Consider the following 26101-nt stretch of genomic DNA (forward strand, 5'->3'; position numbering starts at 1 on the left):
AGGGATAAAGATGAAAGTTTTATTTGTATCAAGTGGAAATCTTAGAGCTGGGTTAAATCCCATTATTCAGTTGCAGGCAGAAAGTTTAGCGCGTCAAGGGGTTGAAATCTCACATTTTCTGATTTTTGGAAAAGGATTTAAAGGGTATCTTCAAAATATTTTTAAACTGAAAAAGTACCTAAAGGAGCATCCAGTCGATTTAATTCATGCGCATTTTGGTTTCTCCTGTATCGTAGCCCAATTAGCCAAAGGAAAGCTTCCCATGTTGGTAACCTTGATGGGTACGGATGTGATGGGGCATAAGGATAAGAATGGAAAAATAAGCTTTGGTAATAAACTTAGCCTTTTTATCAATCGCTACTTCGCCAATTCAATCTACGATGAAGCCATTGTCATGAGTCATAAAATGAAAAATACATTGAACAGAATTAAACCTACGCATATAATTTCCAATGGAGTAAACACAGAAATTTTTTATCCTTTAGAAAGACAAATTGGCTTGGATTTTTTGGGTTGGGATAAAGAAAAAAATCATTTCCTATTTTTGGCCAACCCCATCAGACCAGAAAAAAACTTTGCTTTGGCGAAGGCTGCTACCGATACATTACAATCTAAGGGGATAAATGTAGAACTGCATGCAGTCTTCCAAGAGAAGCCGGAAAATCTAAAGTATTATTACGCAGCTGCCACTGCTTTATTATTGCCTTCTTATCATGAAGGCTCGCCGAATGTGGTCAAAGAGTGCTTGGCTTGTAATTGTCCGATTATTTTCACAGATGTGGGAGATGTTTTGGAGACTACTGATGGAATAGAAGGTTGCTTTATGGCTCCTTACGATATACAGGGCTTTGCAAATATCATGGCAAATTGCATAGATTTTGTAGAAAAAAAGGGTAGAATTCAAGGCCAAGTTAGGATTCAAGAATTAGAATTTGATGAAAAAATAGTAGCTCAAAAAATAATTACTATCTATCAAGCTTTAATGCGTAAAGGATAAATCTCGCAATTTATTCATTATCAAGTATTAATCCGATTTACCGTTATATTAAAATAATCAATCATAAACGATTCACTTATGAAAATACTATTTTTTATAGGAGCATTAACCTCCGGTGGTAAGGAAAGAAGACTCTTGGAGTTGCTCACCTACTTATCTCAAAAACAGGAATATCAGTTGCTATTGGTTACTAAAAAAACAGAAGTGTTGTTCCCGAATTTTTATGACTTGAATATCCAATGGATTTCCCTTTCATCGGAAAACTTGTCTTGGGGAAGTATGAAGGAGTTTTATCAAATCGTCAAACAAGAGCAGCCGAATATCATTCATGCTTGGGGGGATAAGTTCGCCTTGTTGGCAAACCTTTGTAAAGTATTGAACCCTTCCATAAGAGTGGTAGATAGTGAAATCACCTCTGCTCCTCCTTCGATTAGCTTAAAAAATAAGCTTTTATGTAAATTTAATTTTTCATTGGCGGATGTTGTTCTTGCAAATTCTGATGCAGGTTTGAAAATATTTAATCCACCTAGATCAATATCTAAAGTGATTTATAATGGACTGAATATGAATAGGTTTAATGAGTTATCTGATCCTGTTGAAGTAAAGCAAAAATATGGGTTGAATCAACCCTTCACCGTATTGATGGTAGCCTCCTATTCAGCAAATAAGGATTATAAAAAGTTTTTTTCAGTAGGTAAAGAGCTTAGAGCATTAAGAAACGATGTTTTGTTTTTTGGGGTTGGGTTCTATGATGAAACAGAACCCTATTACCAGGAAGTGTTAAATTATATAGAAGATAATCCTGGGCTCATAGCCTATCCCGGGAGTAAAGAAGTTGAAAGTATTGTCAATGTAGCCGATATAGGAGTGCTATTTTCTCCAAATGGGGAAGGACTTTCTAATTCCATTTTGGAATATATGGCTCTTGGTAAGCCGGTTATTGCCAACGATGCAGGAGGAACCAAAGAAATAGTTCATCATAATCAGAACGGAATATTAATCAAGAATGAGTCTCCCCGGGAAATAGCCTACATGATACACGACTTGTTAAACGATCCTGATCGCATGCGTAGGATGGGTGAACAATCCAAGCAACGCATCCTAGATGATTTCAGTCTTGATCGCATGGGGGTAGAATTTGAAGCCGTATACAAGAAACTGATGAACCCTTAAATAATTAATTTCTCTTGATTGGTAGTTGTTAGAATAATTATTCAGTAAAAAAAATTACATTTGACCCATATTTATTTGATGATTGGATTAACCTTGTTTCCATAGCCACGTTAACTTGAAAAGGTTTTTTAATTAATTGTTTAACAGCCACTGTATGAAGCACGAATACGCACAATCAACGACTTCTTTAAACTTTAAATTGCTTTCCGGTGTGGAGGCAATAACTCTTTTGGAGAAGGCGGATGTGAAGGAATCATGGGTTCAATTAATAGAAGCTACTCCAGATGGGTCAGTTTTTCAGCATCCATCCTTTGTACTGGATTGGTATAAGATTTATTTTGAAAGATTTGCCCCATTCGCCCTATTGGGCTATGATGGGCAGGAACTGATTGGAATATTGGCATTAGCCAATCCGAAATCCTCCAAAGAAACCAATCACCTAGTCGGTGCAGGTTCAGTCTTTGCCTTATATCAGTCTTGGGTGGTAAAAAAGGGATACTTGAAAAGCTTCTGGGAAGAGGGCATCATCAAGCATGTATTAGACAAAGGATACAGCATCAATTTAAAGTCCCTTCCGGGGGAACATATTTTTCAAGAGTTGGCTGGGCTTCCGAGTTTCCAGAAATACGCCATCTTAGAACCACATAACAATCCTGTGCTGGATTTACAATCTGAGGGGATCAAAGAGGTCTTGGGGAAAAGACATTTCAAAGCCAAGTTTAACCGTTTTCAACGGGCTGGTCAGACGAAGTTTTATCGCTTAACTGAAAAAATAGAATTTGATCAGTCTATTTCCGACATACAAACTTTTTTAAATTTGAGACAAGGAGCTGCCTTTAACAAATTTCCATTAGCCAAAGACCCGGAGCAGGAGGCAATTTTTGCCAAATGGTTCCAATCAGGTGTCTTGCAGGCCACCATTTTGCAGCTCGATGGAGAGTTGATTGCGGCGGTCATGGTAATCGATGACTTTGGGAAAACATCCCACTTGGCTGGATTGATCACTTATTCTCCTATCCACGCAAAGCTATCACCCGGTTTAGTTCATATCTACATGTTGGCTTATTACCTGCAAGAACAAGGCTATCAGGATTTGAAGTTATCACCAGGCGATGATGCGTACAAGGAACGCTTTGCTAATCGGAAGGAATTGATGCATGAGGTTTTATTAAGTAAAAAACCTTTGGAATTGGCAAAAAGAAAAGCAAGAATACGCTTTCGGGAATATTTAAAAGCGAAAGGTATTAGGACCATGGCTTTCCAAGTGAATGTCAGCAAGAAAAAGGCGGACTTGAAAAACAAATTGATAAAGGTGTTGAAGCCACTGAAAACCTATTCTTGGGATACTATAATGCATTCACTGCTCCTAAACAGCTCCAATTTCACCATCAAAATAAATACAGATGGGTTAAAGGATCTCTTATTGGTTACGGATGCTTGTTTGGATATTAGCAGATGGAGGTTTTTAGAAGATGCCTTGGAGCGCCTAGAAAATCAGGAAAAATGCGTGACCATCGTGCATGCAGGTAAATTAGTATTGTGCATTTGGTATCAAGAGACATTGGATACCTTAAAGGATTTAGAGAGAATACAAAAAGAAGGCAAAATAACTAAGATTTATTCTGCTAGAGGCTTTAAAAATTAATTGAAATTCTCCTAAATTTGAAAAATCTTCACTCAATTAGAATCAATTTCACCAAATTTAATTTTTGGTCTGGAATTTGTTCTAATTCTATTTTTAAATTTACCCAGTATGAAAATAAAGAATACCGTTGTCAACTTTCATGTCATTAGGAATGAACGTTGGATGGAAAGTATACTCTTAATGCTTAAGTCCAATTTTCGTATGGTTGGGACTGATCAGTTACTAAGGTATTATTATGGAAATCAACCCTTAGAGAATGCCTGTCATATCACTATTGATGATGGGGATCAAAGTGTTTACACACATCTCTTTCCCTTGATCAAAAAATACCAAGTGCCGGTATCCATTTACGTTTCTCCACATGCCATTCAAACAGGTCAGAATTTCTGGTTTCAGGAAATCAAAGACTATGATTACAAACAGTTTTTAAACTACTACCAAGGATTGAAATCTCAAAAGCAGGAATTCATCAATGAAAAACAGGTTTCTGGAATTCTGAAAACCCTTCCTGTAGATGAAATAAATGATATCATCGCTTCTTACAAAAAGAAATTCAATATTCCCGATAAAAAGCGAATGGGTATGGATCTGAAACAGGTACAGGAACTGAATAAGTCTGGCTTGGTCACCATCGGTGCACATACGATGAATCACCCCATTCTAAAAAATGAAACAGATGAAAGGGTGGCTTGGGAAATTAAAGATTCTGTAACCCAGTTAAGCGATTTATTGAATCAAGAGATTTGTTGTTTCGCCTATCCTAACGGTATACCAGGTTTGGATTTTGGTCCACGGGAGATGAACCATCTAAGGGATGTCAATATCAAATTAGCTTTTTCTACCGAGAGTAAGAACTTTGATCAAACTTTTGACCCCTTGAGCATTCCAAGAAGAGGAGTTACTAAAGGAAGCAAGCGATTTGTGCATGCGAAATTACTCCTAGGAGATTATTGGGAGGTTTTAAAAGGAGTCCTCAAACCTAATCAGGAAAAAGATTTTAGAAGTTGATTCAAATGGTTTATCAAGATACGGCAGCGACAAGACTGTTTGAAAATGTCGGATTTTTGTCGGCTTGGAATGAGTTGCTGCAAATGGGTAATTCCTGTGTTTTTCAGTCCAGGGCTTTTGTCATCAATTGGTATCAAGCCTTTCCCAACTATCCGGTAATTGTAGTCACAGATTGGAACGGAGACTCCATGACCGGATTGCTGACCTTAACCATTCATAATGGCGAATTAGTCGGAGCGGGATTGGATTTAGCTGAATACCAATCCTGGCTTTGTGTTCCCGATCAATCCTCGATTTTTTTGAATCAAGCCCTTGCTGCACTGAGGCAGACTTTTCCTGATAAACTGTTGCACTTGAAATACTTGGTAGCCAATGAATTCCTTACATCAATTGCACATTCGGAGCAATGGTCTAAAAACCTTTTTTTAGAATCCTATGAACAACCTTTAATGGATGTACATCAAGTAGAGTTGTTGGAAGCAGAGTTGAAGAAAAAAAACAAGAAGGAAAAACTCAACCGATTAAAGCGATTGGGGACTTTGGAGTTTTTGGAAATTCAAGAGCAAGCACATTTTGAATCCATAATTGATGAAATGATTCTCTTAAATGACTTTCGTAAGGGGGCATTTTATGGCAAAACCTACTTTATGGATGAACCGGAACGTAAGGACTTCTTGCTCAGATTATTTGCAGACAATTGCCTGCATGTGACCGTATTGATGAGTAATGAACAAATGATTTCTTTCAATGTGGGAATCAAAGATAAGGAAACAGTCTATCTGCAAGGCCTAAACGGACACCACCCTAAGTTTTCCAAGTATTCTCCGGGTATACTATTATTCCTCATGTTAGGAATCCATTTGAATAAGACAGGATATCATTGTTTTGACCTCACACCGGGAGGAGCTGATGGCTACAAAAACAGCTTGTCTACCAGCATCGGTACCGCTTATGATTGTTACATTGGTTCGGAGAAATTAATTGCTAAGCTAAAATTCAAAGATAGGATTAAGGAGTTTTTAAAACCGAAACTTCAAGGCAAAAAGATCTTTGGAGAGGAGTATGATAACCTTTCCAACTTTGGCTTTAAGATGAAGCTGAAGTGGAAAACCATGAAAAGTAATTTACCTACCAATGGGTCGAGAGAATACATGCATTTTTTATACGAGGCAACTCAAATACTCCCGTGGGAAGACTTTAAAGAGAAAGTGACTGAATCGAAAACTGGAAATACAATCCATCACAATGAATATCGGGACTTTTTTAAATACCAAGAGAAAAACACCAATAGATCCATCTATGCCTTGTTGAGCGATTGTATTATGAGGATAGAAAATGGGCAGGAGTGTTATACAATTGTACAAGATAAATGTCTGAAAGGGATCGTTTGGTACATTCCCGTTGATCCTAAAAGAAAGGGTGGGCTGTCTCAGGATGCAATTGCTTATTCATATTTACAGGAACCTTCCAATAATCATTTAAATGAAGTTGTGAAGCATATCAGCCAAGACTTTTCGGAGACAGTAAACTGGGAAGGTTTAAAGATTATACTCGCAACAAAACATCCATTCTTTTAAAAAAAATAGCCCTAGGTTTATGAAACCTAGGGCTACACGCTCATGGTGCTTGGATTATTAAAATGCTGATTTGTGAGTCTTGCTACCAAAAACTGTCATCCACACGATTTTTAGGTCAAGGAAGAAAGTCCAGTTTTTCAAATACCACAGATCATGTTTGGTACGTTCGGTGATTTGCTCTTCAGTTTCCGTAGGTCCTCTCCACCCATTTACTTGCGCCCATCCGGTAATACCCGGCTTGGAGTAATGTCTGATCATATATTGTTCGGATAGGTCTCTCATTTTGTTATTCAAAAACACTCGGTGCGGTCTTGGACCCACTACACTCATTTCACCTTTTAATACATTGATAAACTGAGGTAATTCATCCAAACTGTATTTTCTAATGAATTTACCCACCTTCGTGATTCTAGGATCATCTTTCTGTGTAGAGTTTGTTCCGGAAGATACCGGGTCATTCACGTACATGGATCTGAATTTGTACAGTTTAAATGCCTGTCCATTTTTACCGATTCTGATAGGACAGTAAAAAACAGGACCTTTTGATTCTAGTTTGATTAATGAGGCAACTACCAACAAAACCGGAGAAGCAAAAATCAACGCGATGGATGAGAAGATGATGTCAAAAATATCTTTCATCATCACTTGAGGTGCATTGTCCAAAGGCACGTGACGCACGTTGATTACCTGATAATCCCCGTACTGCTGCGCTTTGCACTTTTCTCCAAAGATACCCTCTAAGTTGAGAGCATATTTGAAGCGAATGCCTTCATAATCACAGATCTTACGGATAGCATTAATCTTGTCCTGCTCATTTAGAGGAAGCGTTACAATGATTTCATTGACATCGTTTTGACTTACATAGGAAGCTAAATCAGCAAGAGAGGTTTCATATTTTTCATCTTTTGCACCTATCCCACAATCAATGATACCCTTGATTTTTAATTTGGCATCTTCCATTTTACCGAAAAGGGATTCCAATTTCATGGCATGACTTGTTGATCCAGCTAATAAAATTTTGCTATTCTTTAAGCGGATTTCTTCAACTTTGGAAGTGAAGCGGTAGATTAAAGAGTGAACAAATATTACCGTAAGTGGGAAGCTAACCAAAAATGTCACTAAAAATTTCCTAAAATCTGCCGGAAAAGAGATGAACAAATATATGATGGCCAATACCCCGGCTAAAATAAAGTATGATTCTAAGTACTTTTTGAATTTGATGCTGATCTGAGTGTCCGAACCCCAAATAAGATACAGATCTCTTGAGAAAGCTATTGATAACCAAGTGAATAGCAACCCTACGTAAATTGTTGAAAGCATCCAAATCGGAGTGTTATTACTTAATCCGACCCAACTAACAATAATTAAATACACAAAAGTTAAGCATATCACGTCACCAAAGCCGACGAAGCTTAGTTTTTTCGTTTTCATTGCAAATAATCTTTAGTCCCTAATACGATGTAAATATACTGCAAAATGATTTTTAAATCAAAAAAAATGCATTTGAAATTATTGTTAGTTTTGAAAAACTTCTTTTTTTAAGCAGAACTATTGGAGCTAATCTTTCATTTTTTTTACAAAAAAATAGCTTACAATCGATTGCATCCACTTTTTTCAAATCACAACCAGTTGAATCTTTTCCGAATTTTTTTTCGAAAAAAAACTTTTAAGTCACAAGTAAATGCACTTTTAAGTATGCCCAAGGTAATAATTTGTTAACGAAATGAGAAATTGAATGACTCTGGGGAAAATTTATTGAAAGTTTTATGGTCTTTTGTTATGTTTTTGTTAGGTTTAGAAAATTTTGGTGCTTAAAAAATACGATTAACCAAGAAATCACCAAAGTTTATATGGCTATAGTCAGTTACAATTCAACCCAAACCTGGAGTCTTTTGCAAAGACTCCTTTTTTTATGCATTGAATTTTAACCAAAAAACAGGCTGATTGAGTTTTTTTATAGAATATAGGTTCAAAAATTAACCACTATTATTAAAACGTACAAAAATTGTAAATACAGCGTACCTTTCTGAATCCCAAATTGTTTTTATTTGGTGCAAACAGGTTATTGTCCCATTAAATCCAAATCTTATTTCCTATTCACGTATTTTAACAAAAAATATAGGCCTTGCTTTAAATTTACTTACTTTTGTGTATGCGTTCCCAGACTATGCGTAAAGCCTTAACCATCATCATACCTGTCTACAACGAAGAAGGTAATATTTTTAGAATACAAGAAGCCTTGAGTCAGTATATGGAAAAATCCTCCTTGGAGGTACTGGCTCTATTCGTCAATGACGGCTCTTCCGATCAGAGTTTAGAATTGATTAAACAGGTATGTACAATGGATTCCAGATTTGGGTTTATTTCATTTAAACAGAATAGAGGTCTGAGTGCTGCGATCAAAGCTGGCTTCGATCATGCTGAAAGCCATTATGTAGGCTACATGGATGCGGATTTACAAACCACACCGCTGGATTTCTGTAACTTTGAAGCGTTTGTTGGTACACATGAATTGGTGACTGGAGAACGGCAAAACCGGCAGGATGGATGGGGAAAGCGCTTTTCTTCCAATTTTGCCAACTGGTTTCGCAATAGCTTTTTACAAGATGGAATGAAGGATACAGGCTGTCCGTTGAAAATTTTTCAGCGGGATTTTGCATTGAAATTGCCCTACTTTAATGGTGTGCACCGGTTTTTTCCGGCCCTTACGCAGATTTATGGGGGGCAAGTTAAGGTATTGCCGGTACAGCATTTTCCGCGACAAGCAGGGGTATCCAAATTTAATGCCTTCAATAGAATCGTTCAGCCACTTTTAGATACCTTATTGGTACATCGATTAAAGAAACGAGCAATCACCTATACGATTGCTTCATCCCAAAAACCATTAATTTCAGGAGAATGAGTAATTTCTTGGTTATTGGCTTAGGACTCTTGGCTCAGGGGTTATTTTCTGCCCGATTCATCGTACAGCTATTAAAGTCTGAAAAAGAAAACAGGGTTGTTTCTCCCAGCTTATTCTGGCAGTTGAGCTTATTGGCTTCCCTGCTCCTGATGGTTTATGGTTTTTTTAGATCCGATTTGGTGATAGTGGGAGGACAAATGGTTGGATATTTAATCTACATCCGCAACCTCCAATTAAAAGGGGATTGGGAAGTATTCCCCGCATGGGCACGCTGGACAGCCATCTTACTTCCGGTGTTGATGGGGGTGTTTTTGGTCTTTGGTATGGATTACAATTGGGACAAGTTGTTGGATAATCCTGAGATTGAGGGCTTGTTGTTGACTTGGGGTACCTTGGGACAGCTGATTTTTACCTCTCGATTCGTGGTTCAATGGCTGTATTCAGAAAAGAAACAGGAGTCCGCTTTTCCGGTATCTTTTTGGTACATCAGTTTGGTAGGGGCAAGCATCATTGCTGTATATGCAATTTTCAGGAAAGATGCGGTGCTGTTCATTGGGCAGGCATTTGGTCTTTTTGTCTATGGTAGAAATCTGATGTTACACCATGCAGCAAAGCTTGAACGTTCGATAGATTTTCTTCGGAAATTTAAAGTCTATCGATTACCGGCATTAATCCTTTTTACCGCAGCGGTGTTGTTTTTTAATCTAGGCAATTGGGAGGTAACGGAAAGTTCGGAAGCTCGTTACGCACTAATCCCTATGGAAATGGTGGAATCAGGGGACTATATGCACCCAACCTTGATGGGGATTTACCATTATCACAAACCTCCGATGACCTATTGGATCACCGCTGTGGCTTACAAGATATTTGGAGTTTCTTCTTGGTCTGCAAGATTTTTCCTGCAAGTAGCCTTGTTGCTTCAAATTTGGTTGGTCTACAAAATTGGTAAGATTTTGTTACAAACTGATAAAAAAGCATTCTTAGCGGCAATGCTCTATGCGTCTTTCCCTGCATTTATTATTGGGGGTCGGGCATTGACGACGGATGCCTATTTAGCGGTGTTTGTGCTTGGCGCAGTTTGGTTTTGGTTGAAATATCTTAAAAGTGGTCAAGTTGGCCAGCTTTTGGGATTCTATTGGATGCTAGGTTTAGGATTCTTAACCAAAGGTCCTGTGGTACTCATCGTTCCTATAATTTTACTAGTAGTAGGGAGGTTTCAGGGAAGAAAGGGTGATTTGGGATTATCTTGGCATTTGTTGGGTTCCTTGATGTTCATTGGAATAGGTTTTTCTTGGTTTGTGTTACTATACCTGGAAGACCCACAGTTTTTGGATTACTTCGTTTTCAAACATACCGTACAGCGCTTTGCTACTGATACTTTTAGCCGAAGTCAGCCATTTTGGTTTTATGGAGCGATTGTTTTGGGAACAGCTTTTCCTTGGATCTTGATAGTTTTTTCAAAGATGAAGGAGCTCTTTCAGGATAAAAAATCTATACAGTTTTGGTTGTTGGCTTGGACGATTATTCCCTTGATTTTTTTCTCCATCAGCAAATCAAAATTAATTCTGTACATCCTTCCGGTCTATCCTGGGATTGCTTTATTGGCGGTAGCTATTTGGTTAGGTCTTTCTCGGCAAACTCAAAAGAAATGGGATAGAATCCTGTTTGCTTTTCAAGTATTGATTTTGTTGGGATTAGCCTTTAGTCCTTTGATTGAGCCGAAGTTAGTGTTGAGTTACAAGTTTTATTTCTTGTTGATCATCACTGCCTCTGTCTTGATTTCAATTCGGGTGATTCCATTTAAAGTAGCAGACCGGTCGGTTTTTGGAGCCTATTTATTTGTCATGGGGATCACGGCAGCTTCCACCTACTTTTTTGGAGCGAATGCTGATTTGGTCAATGATCAAAAACCGATTGCTCGTTTCATCCAAGAGGAATTACCGGAAAAGAAAGACTTGCTGATTTATAATAAGCGCATGCCTTCTATGGCCTTTTTAACCGATAAAAATATCATTTCACTTTACGATGGTGATGAAAGTTTGAATCGGGAAACCCAATTTGAACGTACGGATACTTGGAAAGAAAATTTGATCAATTTGCAAGAAGTGCCCGAATGGTTACTTCAACGAGATAATGGAAACGCGATTTTGATGGTACGTAAAAACCAATTGGAAAAGTTTCCTGAAAAATTTCCAACGGCTCAATTATCCGAGAAAGTGGAATTTGGGAAATGGGTACTCTTGTATTCAAAGAATCAATAATTTGGCACTTACATATACATTTGCTAATATGTGCTTGTAACGTATGAAAATCCTCTTAACTCAAATCAGCTACCTGATCAAAAATAAGCCTGAGCGGAGAAATCTAAAACTCTTGCTGAAGTTTACACTCCTGCTATTTTTGATTATAGCCATTTTTACTGCCTCTTTTCACTACTTGATGTATCTGGAAGGAAGAGAGTATTCTATTCTAACTGGACTTTATTGGACTTTGACGGTGATGTCCACCCTAGGGTTCGGAGATATTACGTTTGAAACTGACCTTGGTAGGACTTACAGTGTGTTTGTCCTGTTGACAGGGATGCTATTTTTATTGATCTTATTTCCTTTCACCTTTATCAACTTTTTTTATTCTCCTTGGATGAAGGCTCAGGAACAATCTAGAGTGCCAAAAGTCTTGGAAGAAGAGATTTCTGGGCATGTGATATTAACAAATTATGATCCCGTTACTCAAGCTTTGATTAAAAAGCTCAAACGCATCAGTGTGCCATATGTGCTACTGGTCAAAACTTTTGAAGAGGGGTTGAAATTACGTGAAATGGATGTGGATGTTATGCTGGGGGAATTGGATGACCCCAAAACCTACATAAATGCCCGTGTCAATGATGCCTTATTGGTAGCTACTACCACTACCGATGTGACGAATACCTCGGTTGCCTTTACCGTTAGGGAGGTAAGCCCAAAAGTCCCCATCATTTCTACCTGTAATTTTGAAGCCTCAGAGGATATCCTCGAATTAGCGGGATGTAATCACGTATTGCGTCTAGGAGAAAATATGGGAATATTTTTGGCTAGAAGGGCGAGTGGGGGAGATGCCTCTGCACAGATTATTGGGAAATTTGAAGATTTACACATAGCAGAAGCTTCTGTAAAGGGATCTCAATTAGTAGGTAAGCAGCTGCGGGAAACACAATTGAGAGAACAAGTCGGTGTAAGCGTATTAGGAATTTGGGAAAGAGGGTATTTTGAGACTGCTTTCCCGGAAACTTTGATCGAAGAACATACGGTGTTGGTCTTGGCAGGAACAGAGGAGCAGATAGAGAACTACAATAAAAACTATTGTGTCAAAAAGCCTACAACCGCACCGTTGGTAATTATTGGAGGAGGAAGAGTTGGTAGGGCTACTGGCAGAGCTTTAGCGGCGAGAGGTCTGGATTATAGAATCGTAGAGAAGGTTCCGGAAAGAATAAAGGATACAGGTAAATACATCTATGGGGATGCTGCAGATTATGAAACCTTGTGCAGAGCGGGTATTCAAGAAGCCCCCTGCGTGATTGTTTCCACCCATGAAGATGATGTCAATACTTATCTGACGATCTATTGCCGGAAACTGCGTCCCGACATTCAGGTGATTACACGTGCTACTTATGACCGTAACTTAAGTACTATTCATCGGGCAGGAGCAGATTTTGTGCTTTCTTATGCATCCATGGGCTCCAATAATATTTTGAACTTATTGAATCGAAGCGATACCTTGATGGTGGCTGAAGGCTTGGATTTGATTAAAATCAAGGTTCCGGAAGCATTGGCAGGTAAAACCATCGCAGAAAGTGATATCCGAAAAGAAACAGGATGTACGGTGATTGCTTTGAAAAGAGCAGGAGGGATGGAGGTCAATCCTGAACCTACCTGTATCTTAGAGGAAGGGACAGAAATGGTATTGATCGGTACCGTAGAAGCAGAGAATAAGTTTTTTAACGAATACAAGGTTTGATCATAAAAAAAAACTGCCGAAAAAATTCCAGCAGCTTTTCAAATTATCAATCTATGTTAGTTCATGTTTTCGTTACCTTCGCCTCCGCCTTTCAAGTCGTCGTTGGTAACGCCTCTTCTTTTTCTTCGGCTAGGTTCCATCGTTAATTTCCCTAATCTATAATTGAAGTTTACTTTAAAGTTCATGTTACGCATGCCTATGGTACTTTGCTGCATGATGTTTGGAGTAATCAACTCATTGTTGATTCTGAAAACTGGTGTGAAGAAGTTTTCAGCACCGAATCCAATGCTTCCTCTCTTTTCGTTAAATTGTTTGTTGATATTTAGGCTGTAAATCCCGAAAGCACCAGCTGTTCCTTGTAACTGCACCTGTCTGCCCCGCATAAATGCAAAAGACTGTAATTGCCAGTTGTTTGGTAAGGAGTAATTGGCGAAGATCCTTCCTGAGAATACAAATCCATCGTTGGCAGCAGCATACAATGGATCATCCAAACCATTATTTAAGCGTGCATAGTATCCGTCCACACTACCATTCAAGGAGAATTTATCCGAAAGGGTGATATTGGAGAAAATGCTCAAACCGTATGCTTTTTCACGGCCGATATTTTCGAAGGTAGTAAAGATGATGTCATCTTCCTGTACTGTTCTTACGGGCTGAATGGAGCCTGTGGTATTTCTGAAAAAGGTGGTGAAATTAATGGTGGTTCCTTTGCTGAAAGTACTGTAAGAAAGTTCGTAATTATCCGTCAATTCTGGATCCAATAATGGATTACCCTGGGAAATCTGCTGAGGGTTGGCGGCATTGATATTGGGGTTCAAGAAGTTGAGGGAAGGTCTCTGTACACGCTTATTGTAAGCAGCTTTAATCATTCTGCCATTTTCCAACCTTCTGCTCAAGTTGACACTTGGTACAATGACTCCGTAGGAAGGAATGTCTGCTTCGATTTCTGAATTTCTGAAGTCCGCACTGATAGTAGTATATTCATAACGCAACCCACCTTTGAAGGAGTATTTTTTCAGGAAATTAGTAGTGTAAGATGCATAAGCAGCGGTTACATTTTGATCGTAGGTGAATTCGTTGGAAAAGGCTACATCATCAATCTCCACAAATTCCCCATCAGAACCTGTTGCAGTGAAGTAAGCAAAATCACTGGTAGCTCTTCTCAAAATGTTTTTCGCACCATATTCCAAAATTTTGTTTTTGCTGTTTGCAATCGGCGTTACATAATCTAATTGGATGGTGTATTCCTGATTGACGCCAAGGTTATTATTTTTTACTCGGCTTAGGATATCATCAAAAGTACCGTTGTAAAGACTGTTGATGAAATCATTGGTCAGGTTGTTTTGACTGTACAATCCGGAGATGGAAAATTCCTTCAAAGGCTTTTCATAGGTTTTGGTATAGTTGAAGTTTACATCAACATTGTTAGAAAGATTGTTGACGCTTACATTTCTCAAAAGAGAACTGACCAATGTTTCCTCAAAGAAGGTTTCTGTAGACAATCCATCTTGCCAGTTTTGCATATTTCTCAAGCCCAAACTCACCGATGCTGTCAAGAAATTGAATTTATCCAACTCATAATCCCATCCAAGGTTGTATCTGCCGAAAATCATGTTGCTACGCGTATCGGCATACTGATTGATTTGCAAAGCAGTACCATCTGCATTGGTCACAGTCTGTTGGTTATCAAAAAAACCACGGATATTATATCCTGCTCTACCAAAACCTCCCAAGGTCCAGCCCATTTTACCCCTTTTCAAACTCGCGTTCAAACCCAAGTTACTTCCACGAAGACCTGCACTGGAGTTGATATTTAAAGTGGCACCTTGAAGATTGTTCTTTTTAGTCACGATATTGATAACACCACCTGTACCTTCTGCGTCATATTTCGCAGATGGAGAAGTAATGACTTCAATGGATTTGATTTCTTCAGCTGGAATTTGCTTTAACGCATCAGCAACGTTGCTAGCCACAATTGCAGATTGTTTACCGTTAATCAATACCAAGATATTGCTACTTCCTCTCATAGAAACATTGCCATCCATATCCACTGATAGCATAGGCACTCTTCTCATGACATCCGTAGCATCACCACCGATTAAGGTTTTGTCATTTTCGGCATTATAGATGGTTCGGTCAACTTTTTCTTCAAATAAATCACGCTGTCCCGTTACGGTGACTTCTTGCAAAGCAACTGCTTCTGTTTCTAAGTGGATTTTCCCTAAATCTACTCGGAAATTTGTTTCACTAATGGTGATAGGCTGAGAACTGTAAGACTGAAAACCCATAAATGATATCTGGATTTTATAGGTGCCATCTCCAAAGTTGGCCAAGATGAATTCCCCATCAAATCCTGCCACTGCTCCAGCTACTGTTTGATCAGTAGTGGCATCAATTAAAGATACAGCTGCATAAGGAATAGGTTCGTCCTTATCTTTTTCAAAAATCTTTCCAAGTATTTGATATACTGGCTTAGCTGTTTCCGTCGTCTGCGCTTGTGCCTGTTGGATAACTAATGCAGGAAGAAGAAGGAATACAATCAATAGTTGGTTTAGCGTTTTCATTTTTCGTGGATAGTTTACGGCAACAAAGGAAGAAAAGACAGGATTCAAAAAAAAACGAACTAGACAGGGCTGGGAAATGTCTCGACGAGTTTGGGTTTTCGTCAGATGAAATCAAATCTAAGCTTACAATCAGAATTTTATCCTTTAAAAGTCCTGTTTGGTCGGTGAGTTGCCCTGTTTGGTAGATTAGAATGGGTATTGTTTAAAATAATATTTTTCTTTACATTCGATTGACAGTGAACATATGCAAACAATAACCTTCAAAAGAAATATATCCCTACTTGTACATATTCTGATATGGGCCTTGGTAGGATTTATTTTATTCCTGCTTTTTCCGATTTCCTCAGGGCTGACATTCCCTTCTCCTTATTGGGTCAAACAAATGATCATGTTTGCAATGTTGATTGGGGTTTTTTACCTGAATTATTTTTACTTAACCCAAGAGTTCTTATTTAAAAATCAGATTGCTAAATTCTTAATTTACAATTTCGTAGCAGGGATAATTTACATACTCATTTTGATTGTATACGATGAACTGTTTGGTATGCAGGAGCTGATGCATCAGGTTTTTAGGCCGAATATTCCTTATACACCAAGGCCGCGGAATTATTATTATGACGTATCCAATTTATTGGTTTTCTTCATGTCTGCCGGTATCAGTACTAGTGTAGCGACGATTTTAAAATGGCAATCCGATGAAAAATTCCGATTGGAGTTGGAGCAAGAAAAAACCAATTCCGAACTGCTGTACCTGAAAGCGCAGATCAACCCCCATTTTTTCTTCAATACACTAAATAATATCTACTCCCTTGCTAATATTGACATTGAAAAGGCGAAGACAGCTTTGTTAAAGTTGAGCAGGATGATGCGCTATGTGCTGTATGAGACAGAGAAAAATCATACTTTGCTTAGTAAAGAACTTGATTTTATCAAAGACTTTTTGGAGTTGATGCGCTTGCGCTTGACGAGCAAAGTACAATTAGATGTACAAATTCCAGAACGGGTGGAGGAGGCAGAGATTGCCCCGATGATTCTCTTACCATTTATTGAAAACTGTTTCAAACATGGTATAAGCTCCCAACAGGATAGTCCTATTTCAATCTATTTAAAAAAGGAAAAACATACGCTTTCCTTAGTAACAAAAAATACCATTGTGAAAATAGCGGAGGATTCTCCAGAAGCGAAAGCTAGTGGTATTGGATTGGCAAATACCAAACGACGGTTGGATTTGTTGTATCCTGGTAAATTTACACTTCAGATACGTGAGGATTTGAAAAATTCGCTCTATGAAATTGAACTAACCCTGGATCTCTCATGAAAATCTCTTGTATAGCGGTAGATGATGAGCCTTTGGCCTTGGACTTGGTCTGTAAATTCATAGATCAAACCTCCTTTTTGGAGCTGTTGGGCCGTTTTGACAATGCCATTGAAGCCTTACAGTTTATCAATGCTCAGGAAGTGGATCTGATTTTTTTGGATATTCAAATGCCGGATTTGTCAGGGATGGAATTAGCTCGAATCATTGATGGTAAGCAGGGTAGAAAAAAGCCTAAAATTGTTTTTACTACGGCTTATAATCAGTTTGCAATTGAAGGGTATAAGGTGGATGCACTTGATTATTTGTTGAAGCCTTTTAGCTACGAGGAGTTTTTAAAGGCCACTACAAAGGCTTATGAATTTTACGAAAAACAGGGCTTGGAACAGGTGGTAAGTTCAGGGGTAACCGCTTCAGATTTCATTTTTTTAAAAGTGGAATACCAATTGGTGAAGGTGATGTTGTCAGATATTCTATATGTGGAGGCTTACAAGGATTACGTCAAAGTCCACCTAAAGTCCAAACCAAACCCCATACTTTCTCTGACAAGTATGAAGAACATGGAAGAGTTGCTTCCGGCAAATGATTTTCTTCGAGTTCATCGCTCATATATCGTGAATGTCAATCATATAGATGCCATCAGTAAAAACATGTTGCAGGTGGGTGATGCGCACTTGGCAGTAAGTGAACATTACAAGGAAGGGTTTTTGAAATTTATCGAAAAGTGGATGAAATAAACTTATTTTGAAATAAACGGGTTTTTTTAGGATTCAAATAAGTAGAATATTCTGAAAACATACTGGATTCAGGCTGAGAACAATCGGAAATTTGGAACAAATCTGTTCGTTTTCCCGTATATATATACTGTAAATCTCAACTATGCATTCAGAACATCAAAAATTTATGAAAATGGCTATTGACTTGTCCCGAGAAGGGATGCAGTCAGGGGTAGGCGGACCATTTGGATGTGTCATCGTCAAAGATGGGAAAGTAGTCGGCAAAGGTTCCAATGCAGTATCCAGTAGCAATGACCCCACTGCTCATGCAGAGGTAGTTGCCATTCGCGATGCCTGCAATAATCTGGGTCATTTTCAATTAGACGGATGTATTTTATATACTTCCTGCGAGCCCTGCCCCATGTGCTTAGGGGCGATTTATTGGGCTAGACCAGCAAAAGTCTATTACGCAAACACCAAAGTTGATGCAGCGCGCATCGATTTTGATGATCAATTTATTTACCAGGAATTGGAGTTGCCTTTAGAACAACGCAAGATTCCTTTTGAACAACTGATGAATGGGGAGGCCTGGGAGGTATTTGAGGAATGGAAAAGTAAATCAGATAAAACACTTTATTAAAATTAGAAATTATGAAAAAGCTATGGATTGTTGGAGTTTTGATCGCCTCTTTTTTGGCTGCATGCGCAGGCGAGAAAAGTATGGAACAGCGATTTGTTTTTGAGGCTGATAAAATTGTAGATGTAGAAACAGGGGATGAATATATCTTGGAGGATATTGAAGAATTTACTGTGGTGCACACAGACGGCACTGTAGAGAAAATTCCATTAGAAGAGTCTCCATTTTACACAGGGACCTTTTCTGCTGAGTATTTAGAGGAGCTTAACAAAAGAATGGAAGATCGTAAGTTGCAATTGCTCGATGAAAAGAAGCAAAAAATCAAAGAGGCTAGAAAAGCTCGCTACGCAGAAGTAAGTGATGAAGATTTATTAGCTCAATTTAAATCAGGTCATGCAGAAGGTGTGGAGCTCGGTATACAGATTGATATGATTGCTGAATTGATCGATAGAGGAGTGATATCAGAGGATGAAGCCCCTGTAATGTTAGAGATTGAGCCAGAGTTGGTGGATTTGGATATTATGATAGACGCGCCAGTAATGTAAGTTGCTTAATTGAAGAACCCATTTTGGGCTGTTTCTGAGGTAAATTTTGAAAAAAAGAGCCTTTGGAAGCAGCCTTTTTTTTGTGATGAATATCACCGATTTTGATGATGGAAGAGGGTATTTTTAAACCATCAATCAAACAATAACTCCATGAGCCACTATCAAATTTTAATTATTGGGGGAGGTACAGCCGGAATCACTGTTGCTGCCCAATTGCGTAGAAAAGCAAAAGACTTACAAGTTGCTATTCTTGAACCTTCTGACAAGCATTATTACCAACCTGCGTGGACGCTCGTAGGTGCGGGGACTTATAATTTCAAGGATACAGAGCGCTCCGAAGCGAATTATATTCCCAAAGGAGTTACTTGGATTAAAGATAAGGCTGTTAGCCTGACTCCCGAAAAGAATACTGTAATGACAGCAACTAATGGAGAAATTACCTACGATTACTTGGTACTTGCGCCGGGTTTGATCATGGCACCTGAAATGATCCCGGGATTAAAAGAAGCACTGGGAAAAGGAGTGGTTTGCAGCAATTATACAGATCCTGAACATACCTGGGAAGTATTGAAGAATTTTAAAGGAGGAAATGCAGTATTTACCCAACCAACAACCCCTATCAAGTGTGGTGGAGCCCCTCAAAAAATCATGTATTTAGCCGAGGAGTACTTCCGTAAGGCGAGTGTTCGCGAAAAAACAAATGTAGTATTTGCCACTCCCGGTACCGTGATTTTTGGAGTTAAGGAGTTTGCGAAGACTTTGAATAAGATCATTATCGATCGTGATATTCTGTTTAAGCCACATTATGCTCCTATCAAGATAGATGCAGAAAAGCAGGAGATTACTTTCAAATATACCCATGAAAACATTGCTCAATGTGCGGATACCATTGTCCCTGCTTTAGGTGAAAGTTTGGTAGGTGATTCCGAGATTGTCATGAAGTTTGATATGTTACATATCGCTCCTCCTCAGCAAGCACCTGATTTTGTTAGAAACTCCTCAGTTTCCATGCAAGAGGGCCCAAATAAAGGCTGGGTGGATGTAGATATCAATACCTTGCAGCATAAGCGTTTTTCAAATGTATTTTCCTTGGGGGATGTAGCTGCATTGCCAACTGCTAAAACAGGGGCAGCTGTCAGAAAACAAGCTCCCGTAGTGGTGGGTAATCTCATCCATTTGATTCGTACCAATGCGATTGCAGACTTGAAGTACGAAGGATATTCATCCTGCCCATTGGTGACGGGTTATAGTAAGATGGTCCTGGCAGAATTTAAATATAATAACGTCCGTGACTCAGATCCCTTGATCTCCAAATTTGTTGACACTACCAAGGAGCAATACAGCATGTGGCTATTGAAAAAGCATGTTCTGCCCATTATGTATTGGGAAGGAATGTTGAAGGGAAGAGCGTAGGGGTGTATTGTAGGATGTACCAAGTACCAGGTACCAAGTAGCGAGGCTTGGCTGTTGCAAGCAGGAGACGAGAAGCGAGAGACGAGAAGCGAGAGACGAGAAACAAGAGGCAAGAACCAAGAATCAAGAGACAAGAACCAAGAGTCCAGAACACAGTGTCACGTCTTGAAATTTCTTTATAGGGATGAACTTTTCCAAAGTTTTAAACTTTGGAAAAGTTTTATAATTCTTCAATGCTTAAACAAAGCCTCCAATCCCAGCGGGATCAACTATTTATAGTTACAATACGTCTTGGGACAGGTGCGACTCCGTTCGGAGTCGAATGTCTCTACTTGCAAATAATTGAGCTATAAACATGTGACCTCTTCGAGGTCAGGATCTTCGGCAATGACATGCTCACTGCCAACTGAACTGCTCACTCTACGACTGCCAGTCAGTCCACTGTCATTCCTAATTCTTCATTCCTCATTCTACATTTCTCACCACTGCTCACTGCCCACTGCTCACTCCAATGCCGGGGGATAAATCCCACGGCTATTGATACCTGCTTCTCTGAGAAAATTAACCAAGAAATCATTACAAAAATCTAATTCCCTCAGGGGATTTCAAATCCCCATTTATCTACCGACCTAGATTGCAAATCTCAAACAGCAGAACCACTGTTCACTGCCCACTGCCAACTCTACCACTACCCGTCAGCCCACAGTCATTCCTCATTCTTCATTCCTAATTCTACATTGTTCACTGTTCACTGCCAACTGCTCACTCCACTACTGCCAGTCAGTCCACACCCTCATTTCTCCAAGATAAGTTGAAATAACGCCCACCGCTTGGTACCTTTACCTAAAAAAATCTTGGTGGAAAAAATTCTCACGCTTATAGTTACCTATAATGGGGCGCAATGGATAGAAAGGTGTCTGAAGCAGATTGAAGACAATACGGTGAAATCAGATATTATGATAGTTGATAATCGCTCGACTGATGATACAGTTTCGATTATCCGTACAATTTTCCCGCAAGTACAACTTATTGAATCAGAAGTAAATGTAGGTTTTGGAGCTGCCAATAATTTGGGGATGCAATTAGCTATTGATTCCAACTATAGCCACATTTTCCTGTTAAATCAAGATGCTTACATTCAAAAAGATTGTATTGAGAAACTATTGAACTCGTATATGTCCTCCAATTCCTTTGGTATCCTGAGTCCCATCCAATTGAAGCCCAATGGACAAGAACTAGATGGAGTGTTTCACAATCAGGTGAAAAAAAATTATAATCCTTCATCAGAAGATTTGTTGATAGCTTTAAATAACCCTACGATCTTTGGACCTTTGGCAGTACGTTTTGTAGGTGCAGCTGCTTGGTTTATGAGTGTAGAAGTAGTCAAGAAAGTAGGATTTTTCGATCCTATTTTTTATCACTATGGCGAAGACAATAATTTTGCAGCCCGGGTGCAGTATTTTGGGTATGGTATCGGAATTGAAAAAAGTACCTCTATGATTCATGATAGAAAACCTCGAAGAAAAGATGCCTATTTGCCCATCAAATTACGTTCTTTTCCGCTTCATCAGTTGGTTGACATCAGAAAGCCATTTCCAATTGCTTGGATGGTAGGCTTACATCAGTTACTCTCTACTAGAAAGAAAATAGTTAAAAAATATGGTGATCAATATGATCAGGAATATGAAAAAATAAAAAGATGGTTTTTTGAAGATTTGAGCAGGGCTCGAGCTATCAGGAAGTCTTTTAAAAAAGGTCAAAATGATTCATAGTTCCATTCATCAAAAGTATTTTTAAGCAGTTAGGCAATCTATTACATTTACAGAAGATTATTGCGCTGATGAAGTTACTTGGATTCCTTGTGTTTTTCTTTGTTTTTTTGCTGCCTGTTCGGGCTCAGGTGGTATGGGTTTATGATGCACAGACCAAACAAGGGTTGGAGTTTGTTTTGATTTCTTTAGGTTCTAGTCAAAATTCCGTTCAAACCGATTCGGAGGGGAAGGCTGATATCAGTCTTTTGGGTGGGAAAAATGAAAACGTTCGATTCAGACTGTTTGGCTATCAATTGAAGCAACTCAGTTGGGATGAGCTTTTAGAAAGGGATTTTACTGTAGCCATGCAGGTAAGTGAACTCACGCTGCAGCGAGCGGTGGTTTCTGCTACTCGTTGGACACAATCGCGGCAGCAAGTACCCAATAAAATCAGTCAAATTTCTAAGGAGGAGCAATTGTTTCTCAATCCTCAAACTGCTGCGGATTTATTGAATATTTCGGGGGATGTATTTATCCAAAAAAGCCAACAGGGTGGAGGAAGTCCCATGATCAGAGGGTTTTCTACCAACCGATTGCTCTATGCCGTAGATGGAGTGAGGATGAACACTGCCATATTTCGAAGTGGAAATTTACATAATGTCATTTCATTAGATCCATTTGCTATTGAAAATACGGAAGTCTTTTTCGGGCCTGGCTCTATTATTTACGGATCAGATGCCATCGGTGCTGTGATGAGTTTTGAGACCTTGAAACCTGTTTTTCAGGAGAATAAACAGTTTAAAGTAGATGGGAATGTAAGTTTGCGAGGGAATACTGCCAATAAGGAGCAAACGGGTCATGTGCATCTTCGTTATGGAAACAATCGTTGGGCTGGAGTCAGCAGTTTTTCAAGATATAATTTTGGGGATTCACGGATGGGAACCCGAGGTCCTGAAGAGTTTCTAAGGCCAACACTTGTCGAAAGAGTCCAAGGGCAAGATGTTATCGTAGAGAATGCTAATCCCTTGATACAAATCCCGTCAGGATATCAGCAGAGCAATTTCATGCAAAAATTGGCATTGAGAACGGATAGTGGATGGAATTTTCAATATGCGTTTCATTTTTCCGAGACCAGTAATTTTCCGCGATATGATCGCTTGATTCGCTTGCGATCCAATGGTTTGCCTCAGAGTGCTGAGTGGATGTACGGTCCTCAAATATGGGCCATGCATCATTTCAATGTGCAACATTCGAACACCACCTCTTCATTGTATGATCAATTATCCATCAATTTAGCCTACCAGCGATTTGAAGAGAGCAGGATTGATCGGAATTTTAGAAGTTCTATCCGAAGAGAACGGGAAGAGCGAGTAGATGCTTATTCCTTAAATGTGGATTTGACCAAGACTGTTTCTAAAGCTGTACAGTTATTTTATGGACTAGAGGGGGTTCTGAATGATGTGCGCTCAGAGGGGACAGATGTGAATATAGATACAGGAATCAAGGGAGTAGGCCCTGCCAGATACCCGAATGCGACATGGAGTTCCGGTGCAGCTTATCTGACTTCTCATATTCAGCTCACTAAAAATTCCCTTATTCAAGGTGGTCTGCGTTACAATATTTTTGCCTTAAATGCTGATTTTACAAATAATCTTCCCTTTTACCCCCTTCCTTTTGAGCAAACATCTTTACAAAATTCTGCATTTATAGGGAGTTTGGGTTATGTCTTTTCTTCAGCAGAAGGTTGGGTAATGCATGCCAATGTATCCAAAGGTTTTAGAGCTCCCAATGTGGATGATATCGGAAAATTTTTCGATTCTGAGCCAGGTGCTGTATTGGTTCCGAACCCTGCTTTACAGGCGGAGGATGCCTACAATGCGGAGGTCAATATTGGTAAGGTGATAAAAGATCGGGTTTTATTTGATGTAACGGCATACTATACCTATCTCAATAATGCATTGGTTAGAAGAATGAGTCAGTTTAATGGTCAGGATAGTATCTTCTATGATGGCACATTGAGTCAGGTTTTAAGTTTGCAAAACGCTGCATTTGTGCAAATACAAGGCCTGCAGGTGGGTCTAGAGTATAAAGTGTCCAAGAGTTTTACCTTGCATTCAAAACTGAATATTCAGCGAGGGATTGAAGAAATGGAGGACGGCGAGCGGAGTCCTAGCAGGCATGCCCCACCAACCTTTGGTCTTACCCGCTTGGATTATCAGCGAAAAAACCTTCGCTTGCAGCTATTTGCGGAGTATGCTGGTTCTTTTACCTTTGAGCAATTACCTTTGGAAGAGCGTGCCAAACCTGAATTATATGCAGTAGATGCATTAGGGAGGCCATTTAGCCCTTCATGGGCCACGCTTAATTTCAAGGCACAATACAGATTTCCTCCATGGGTGACGATAAATGCAGGTTTGGAGAATTTGACCGATGTCAGGTATAGAACTTACAGCTCTGGTATTGCAGCTCCGGGCAGGAATTTTGTTTTAAGTATCAATATTGATTTCTAGGGTGACTCAGCGCACGTTGGATTGATGGATAATTTTTTATTTTTAAGGTTATGAAAAAGATCCTGCTAGTATCCATATTCCTCATTCATATTACCATGCTATCAATGGCTCAGGTGGTGTCAGAGGCTCCACACAAAATCATCTTTCAATTAACGGATGGAAATGTAGATGTACATGAGAAGTTTTTGAGGCAACTGGAAAATGTCTTGAGGGCTGCTCCCAATGCGCAGATAGAAGTGGTTACTCATGGGATGGGGATAGATTTGATGCGGAAGTCAACTAATCTTTATACTGACAGGATTGCAGCATTGGTAGAGAAAGGTGTTGAATTTATGGTCTGTGAGAATACACTTTCCCAACGAAAACTGGAAAAGGGGGAATTCTTGGAGCTGTCAGGTTTTGTTCAAGCAGGTGTTTTGGAAATAGTCATAAAGCAAGAGCAAGGTTGGATCTACATTAAGGCAGGTATTTAGTACTTTTATTTAAAAATGCGTAGCTTTCGTTGATTTTTAAAGGAAGCTATGTTCGAATTCTTAGAAGAAACTGCCACCCAACTTGGACCTGTGAAGGCTGCCTTAGCGGCTACTATCTTTACATGGCTCATGACAGCTGTTGGTGCCTCTATCGTTTTCTTTTTTAAAACCATTAACCGGGCGGTATTTGACACCATGCTAGGTTTTACAGGAGGGGTGATGATAGCGGCTAGTTTTTGGTCACTTCTGAATCCTAGCCTAGAATATGCTAAAGAGATTTTCCCCACCATGCATTGGCTGCCTGTTGCAGCGGGATTTCTTCTTGGAGGCTTATTTATTTTCGCTTTAGATAAATTGCTTCCTCATTTACATATCAATTTTGGACAGGCTGAAAAGGAAGGTATTTCTACATCTTGGCATAAATCCACTCTTTTGTTATTAGCGATTACCTTACACAATATTCCGGAAGGACTTGCCATAGGCATCTTGTTTGGATCAGCAGCACTGGGATTAGAAGGTGCATCAATCACTGCCGCCGTAGCTTTAGCCTTAGGTATTGCCATTCAAAATATCCCGGAAGGGATGGCTGTTTCCATGCCTCTGAGGAGAGCTGGAATGAGCAGAAAAAAGAGTTTTTGGTATGGTCAGCTATCTGCTATTGTAGAGCCCATGGCCGGGGTAGTTGGGGCCATATCCGTGATATTTATGCAGAATATTCTCCCATTCGCGCTTTCATTTGCAGCAGGTGCCATGATTTTTGTAGTGATAGAAGAAGTAATTCCCGAAACCCAACGGGATAAATACACCGATTTAGCCGTGTTAGGTTTTATGATCGGTTTTGTAGTGATGATGGTATTGGATGTGGCTTGGGCGTAAAGTATA

Annotated in this window: 19 protein-coding genes; 17 read left to right on the top strand and 2 right to left on the bottom strand. The window is 39.2% G+C overall.

Translation table 11 applies throughout. The features are described from left to right. Nucleotides 1-10: 10 nt before the first annotated feature. From ACXIUD_RS07375 to ACXIUD_RS07395, 5 genes are all read left to right on the top strand, one after another. Nucleotides 11-997, top strand: a complete 987-nt coding sequence (locus ACXIUD_RS07375; RefSeq protein WP_458051982.1) for a glycosyltransferase family 4 protein — start codon at nucleotides 11-13, stop codon at nucleotides 995-997. Nucleotides 998-1075: 78 nt separating this feature from the next. Further along, nucleotides 1076-2170, top strand: coding sequence for a glycosyltransferase family 4 protein (locus ACXIUD_RS07380; protein WP_458051983.1), 1095 nt, complete (start codon nucleotides 1076-1078; stop codon nucleotides 2168-2170). Nucleotides 2171-2324: 154 nt separating this feature from the next. Then, a complete protein-coding gene (locus ACXIUD_RS07385) occupies nucleotides 2325-3815 on the top strand; it encodes a GNAT family N-acetyltransferase (protein WP_458051984.1) in 1491 nt (496 codons plus the stop codon). Between the two features lie 108 nt (nucleotides 3816-3923). Next, nucleotides 3924-4823, top strand: coding sequence for a polysaccharide deacetylase family protein (locus tag ACXIUD_RS07390; RefSeq protein WP_458051985.1), 900 nt, complete (start codon nucleotides 3924-3926; stop codon nucleotides 4821-4823). 5 nt (nucleotides 4824-4828) lie between these two features. Then, nucleotides 4829-6400, top strand: coding sequence for a GNAT family N-acetyltransferase (locus ACXIUD_RS07395; protein ID WP_458051986.1), 1572 nt, complete (start codon nucleotides 4829-4831; stop codon nucleotides 6398-6400). Between the two features lie 57 nt (nucleotides 6401-6457). Here the strand turns inward: ACXIUD_RS07395 and ACXIUD_RS07400 are convergent, their stop codons facing one another. Further along, the gene (locus ACXIUD_RS07400) at nucleotides 6458-7831 is read right to left on the bottom strand and encodes an exopolysaccharide biosynthesis polyprenyl glycosylphosphotransferase (RefSeq protein ID WP_458051987.1); all 1374 of its coding nucleotides are present in this window, start codon (nucleotides 7829-7831) and stop codon (nucleotides 6458-6460) included. 721 nt (nucleotides 7832-8552) lie between these two features. On the opposite strand from ACXIUD_RS07400, the gene ACXIUD_RS07405 reads away from it, so the two are divergent. Genes ACXIUD_RS07405 through ACXIUD_RS07415 form a run of 3 tightly spaced genes read left to right on the top strand, consistent with a single transcriptional unit; the run spans nucleotide 8553 to nucleotide 13295 of the window. Beyond that, entirely contained in the window at nucleotides 8553-9302 is a 750-nt protein-coding gene (locus tag ACXIUD_RS07405) for a glycosyltransferase family 2 protein (protein WP_458051988.1), read from the top strand. Then, nucleotides 9299-11563 (top strand): lipid-A-disaccharide synthase N-terminal domain-containing protein, encoded by a 2265-nt coding sequence (locus tag ACXIUD_RS07410; protein ID WP_458051989.1) that lies wholly within the window; start codon nucleotides 9299-9301, stop codon nucleotides 11561-11563. Before ACXIUD_RS07405 ends, ACXIUD_RS07410 begins: the two co-directional genes overlap by 4 nt. A 43-nt stretch (nucleotides 11564-11606) precedes the next feature. Continuing rightward, nucleotides 11607-13295 (top strand): potassium channel family protein, encoded by a 1689-nt coding sequence (locus ACXIUD_RS07415; RefSeq protein WP_458051990.1) that lies wholly within the window; start codon nucleotides 11607-11609, stop codon nucleotides 13293-13295. A 56-nt stretch (nucleotides 13296-13351) separates the two neighbouring features. Here ACXIUD_RS07415 and ACXIUD_RS07420 read toward each other — a convergent pair whose 3' ends face one another. Next, nucleotides 13352-15859, bottom strand: coding sequence for a TonB-dependent receptor domain-containing protein (locus ACXIUD_RS07420; protein WP_458051991.1), 2508 nt, complete (start codon nucleotides 15857-15859; stop codon nucleotides 13352-13354). Between the two features lie 244 nt (nucleotides 15860-16103). Between ACXIUD_RS07420 and ACXIUD_RS07425 the strand changes: the two genes are divergently transcribed. The 9 genes from ACXIUD_RS07425 (at nucleotide 16104) to ACXIUD_RS07465 (ending at nucleotide 26095) form a co-directional block, all read left to right on the top strand. Beyond that, complete coding sequence (locus ACXIUD_RS07425; protein ID WP_458051992.1) at nucleotides 16104-17177, top strand: sensor histidine kinase; 1074 nt, start codon at nucleotides 16104-16106, stop codon at nucleotides 17175-17177. After that, on the top strand, nucleotides 17174-17911 hold the full coding sequence (locus ACXIUD_RS07430; RefSeq protein WP_458051993.1) for a LytR/AlgR family response regulator transcription factor: 738 nt from the start codon (nucleotides 17174-17176) through the stop codon (nucleotides 17909-17911). The genes ACXIUD_RS07425 and ACXIUD_RS07430 overlap by 4 nt, the downstream gene beginning before the upstream one ends. 142 nt (nucleotides 17912-18053) lie before the next feature. Beyond that, entirely contained in the window at nucleotides 18054-18530 is a 477-nt protein-coding gene (locus tag ACXIUD_RS07435) for a nucleoside deaminase (protein WP_458051994.1), read from the top strand. Between the two features lie 11 nt (nucleotides 18531-18541). Further along, on the top strand, nucleotides 18542-19072 hold the full coding sequence (locus ACXIUD_RS07440; RefSeq protein ID WP_458051995.1) for a hypothetical protein: 531 nt from the start codon (nucleotides 18542-18544) through the stop codon (nucleotides 19070-19072). A 150-nt stretch (nucleotides 19073-19222) separates the two neighbouring features. Then, entirely contained in the window at nucleotides 19223-20485 is a 1263-nt protein-coding gene (locus tag ACXIUD_RS07445) for an FAD-dependent oxidoreductase (RefSeq protein ID WP_458051996.1), read from the top strand. An 857-nt stretch (nucleotides 20486-21342) separates the two neighbouring features. Next, nucleotides 21343-22257 carry a glycosyltransferase family 2 protein gene (locus tag ACXIUD_RS07450; protein ID WP_458051997.1) on the top strand — a complete coding sequence of 305 codons (915 nt, stop codon included), beginning with the start codon at nucleotides 21343-21345 and terminating at the stop codon, nucleotides 22255-22257. A 68-nt stretch (nucleotides 22258-22325) separates the two neighbouring features. Then, complete coding sequence (locus ACXIUD_RS07455; RefSeq protein ID WP_458051998.1) at nucleotides 22326-24746, top strand: TonB-dependent receptor domain-containing protein; 2421 nt, start codon at nucleotides 22326-22328, stop codon at nucleotides 24744-24746. 50 nt (nucleotides 24747-24796) lie between these two features. After that, the gene (locus tag ACXIUD_RS07460) at nucleotides 24797-25219 is read left to right on the top strand and encodes a DsrE family protein (protein ID WP_458051999.1); all 423 of its coding nucleotides are present in this window, start codon (nucleotides 24797-24799) and stop codon (nucleotides 25217-25219) included. A gap of 48 nt (nucleotides 25220-25267) precedes the next feature. Beyond that, nucleotides 25268-26095, top strand: coding sequence for a ZIP family metal transporter (locus ACXIUD_RS07465; RefSeq protein ID WP_458052000.1), 828 nt, complete (start codon nucleotides 25268-25270; stop codon nucleotides 26093-26095). The last annotated feature ends 6 nt before the right edge of the window (nucleotides 26096-26101 follow it).

The organism is Mongoliitalea sp., from assembly GCF_054166905.1.

Bases quoted from the DNA above. Each gene is read 5' to 3' on its own strand.
- ACXIUD_RS07375 (WP_458051982.1), top strand. From the start codon at position 11: ATGAAAGTTTTATTTGTATCAAGTGGAAATCTTAGAGCTGGGTTAAAT.
- ACXIUD_RS07380 (WP_458051983.1), top strand. From the start codon at position 1,076: ATGAAAATACTATTTTTTATAGGAGCATTAACCTCCGGTGGTAAGGAA.
- ACXIUD_RS07385 (WP_458051984.1), top strand. From the start codon at position 2,325: ATGAAGCACGAATACGCACAATCAACGACTTCTTTAAACTTTAAATTG.
- ACXIUD_RS07390 (WP_458051985.1), top strand. From the start codon at position 3,924: ATGAAAATAAAGAATACCGTTGTCAACTTTCATGTCATTAGGAATGAA.
- ACXIUD_RS07395 (WP_458051986.1), top strand. From the start codon at position 4,829: ATGGTTTATCAAGATACGGCAGCGACAAGACTGTTTGAAAATGTCGGA.
- ACXIUD_RS07400 (WP_458051987.1), bottom strand. From the start codon at position 7,831: ATGAAAACGAAAAAACTAAGCTTCGTCGGCTTTGGTGACGTGATATGC.
- ACXIUD_RS07405 (WP_458051988.1), top strand. From the start codon at position 8,553: ATGCGTTCCCAGACTATGCGTAAAGCCTTAACCATCATCATACCTGTC.
- ACXIUD_RS07410 (WP_458051989.1), top strand. From the start codon at position 9,299: ATGAGTAATTTCTTGGTTATTGGCTTAGGACTCTTGGCTCAGGGGTTA.
- ACXIUD_RS07415 (WP_458051990.1), top strand. From the start codon at position 11,607: ATGAAAATCCTCTTAACTCAAATCAGCTACCTGATCAAAAATAAGCCT.
- ACXIUD_RS07420 (WP_458051991.1), bottom strand. From the start codon at position 15,859: ATGAAAACGCTAAACCAACTATTGATTGTATTCCTTCTTCTTCCTGCA.
- ACXIUD_RS07425 (WP_458051992.1), top strand. From the start codon at position 16,104: ATGCAAACAATAACCTTCAAAAGAAATATATCCCTACTTGTACATATT.
- ACXIUD_RS07430 (WP_458051993.1), top strand. From the start codon at position 17,174: ATGAAAATCTCTTGTATAGCGGTAGATGATGAGCCTTTGGCCTTGGAC.
- ACXIUD_RS07435 (WP_458051994.1), top strand. From the start codon at position 18,054: ATGCATTCAGAACATCAAAAATTTATGAAAATGGCTATTGACTTGTCC.
- ACXIUD_RS07440 (WP_458051995.1), top strand. From the start codon at position 18,542: ATGAAAAAGCTATGGATTGTTGGAGTTTTGATCGCCTCTTTTTTGGCT.
- ACXIUD_RS07445 (WP_458051996.1), top strand. From the start codon at position 19,223: ATGAGCCACTATCAAATTTTAATTATTGGGGGAGGTACAGCCGGAATC.
- ACXIUD_RS07455 (WP_458051998.1), top strand. From the start codon at position 22,326: ATGAAGTTACTTGGATTCCTTGTGTTTTTCTTTGTTTTTTTGCTGCCT.
- ACXIUD_RS07460 (WP_458051999.1), top strand. From the start codon at position 24,797: ATGAAAAAGATCCTGCTAGTATCCATATTCCTCATTCATATTACCATG.
- ACXIUD_RS07465 (WP_458052000.1), top strand. From the start codon at position 25,268: ATGTTCGAATTCTTAGAAGAAACTGCCACCCAACTTGGACCTGTGAAG.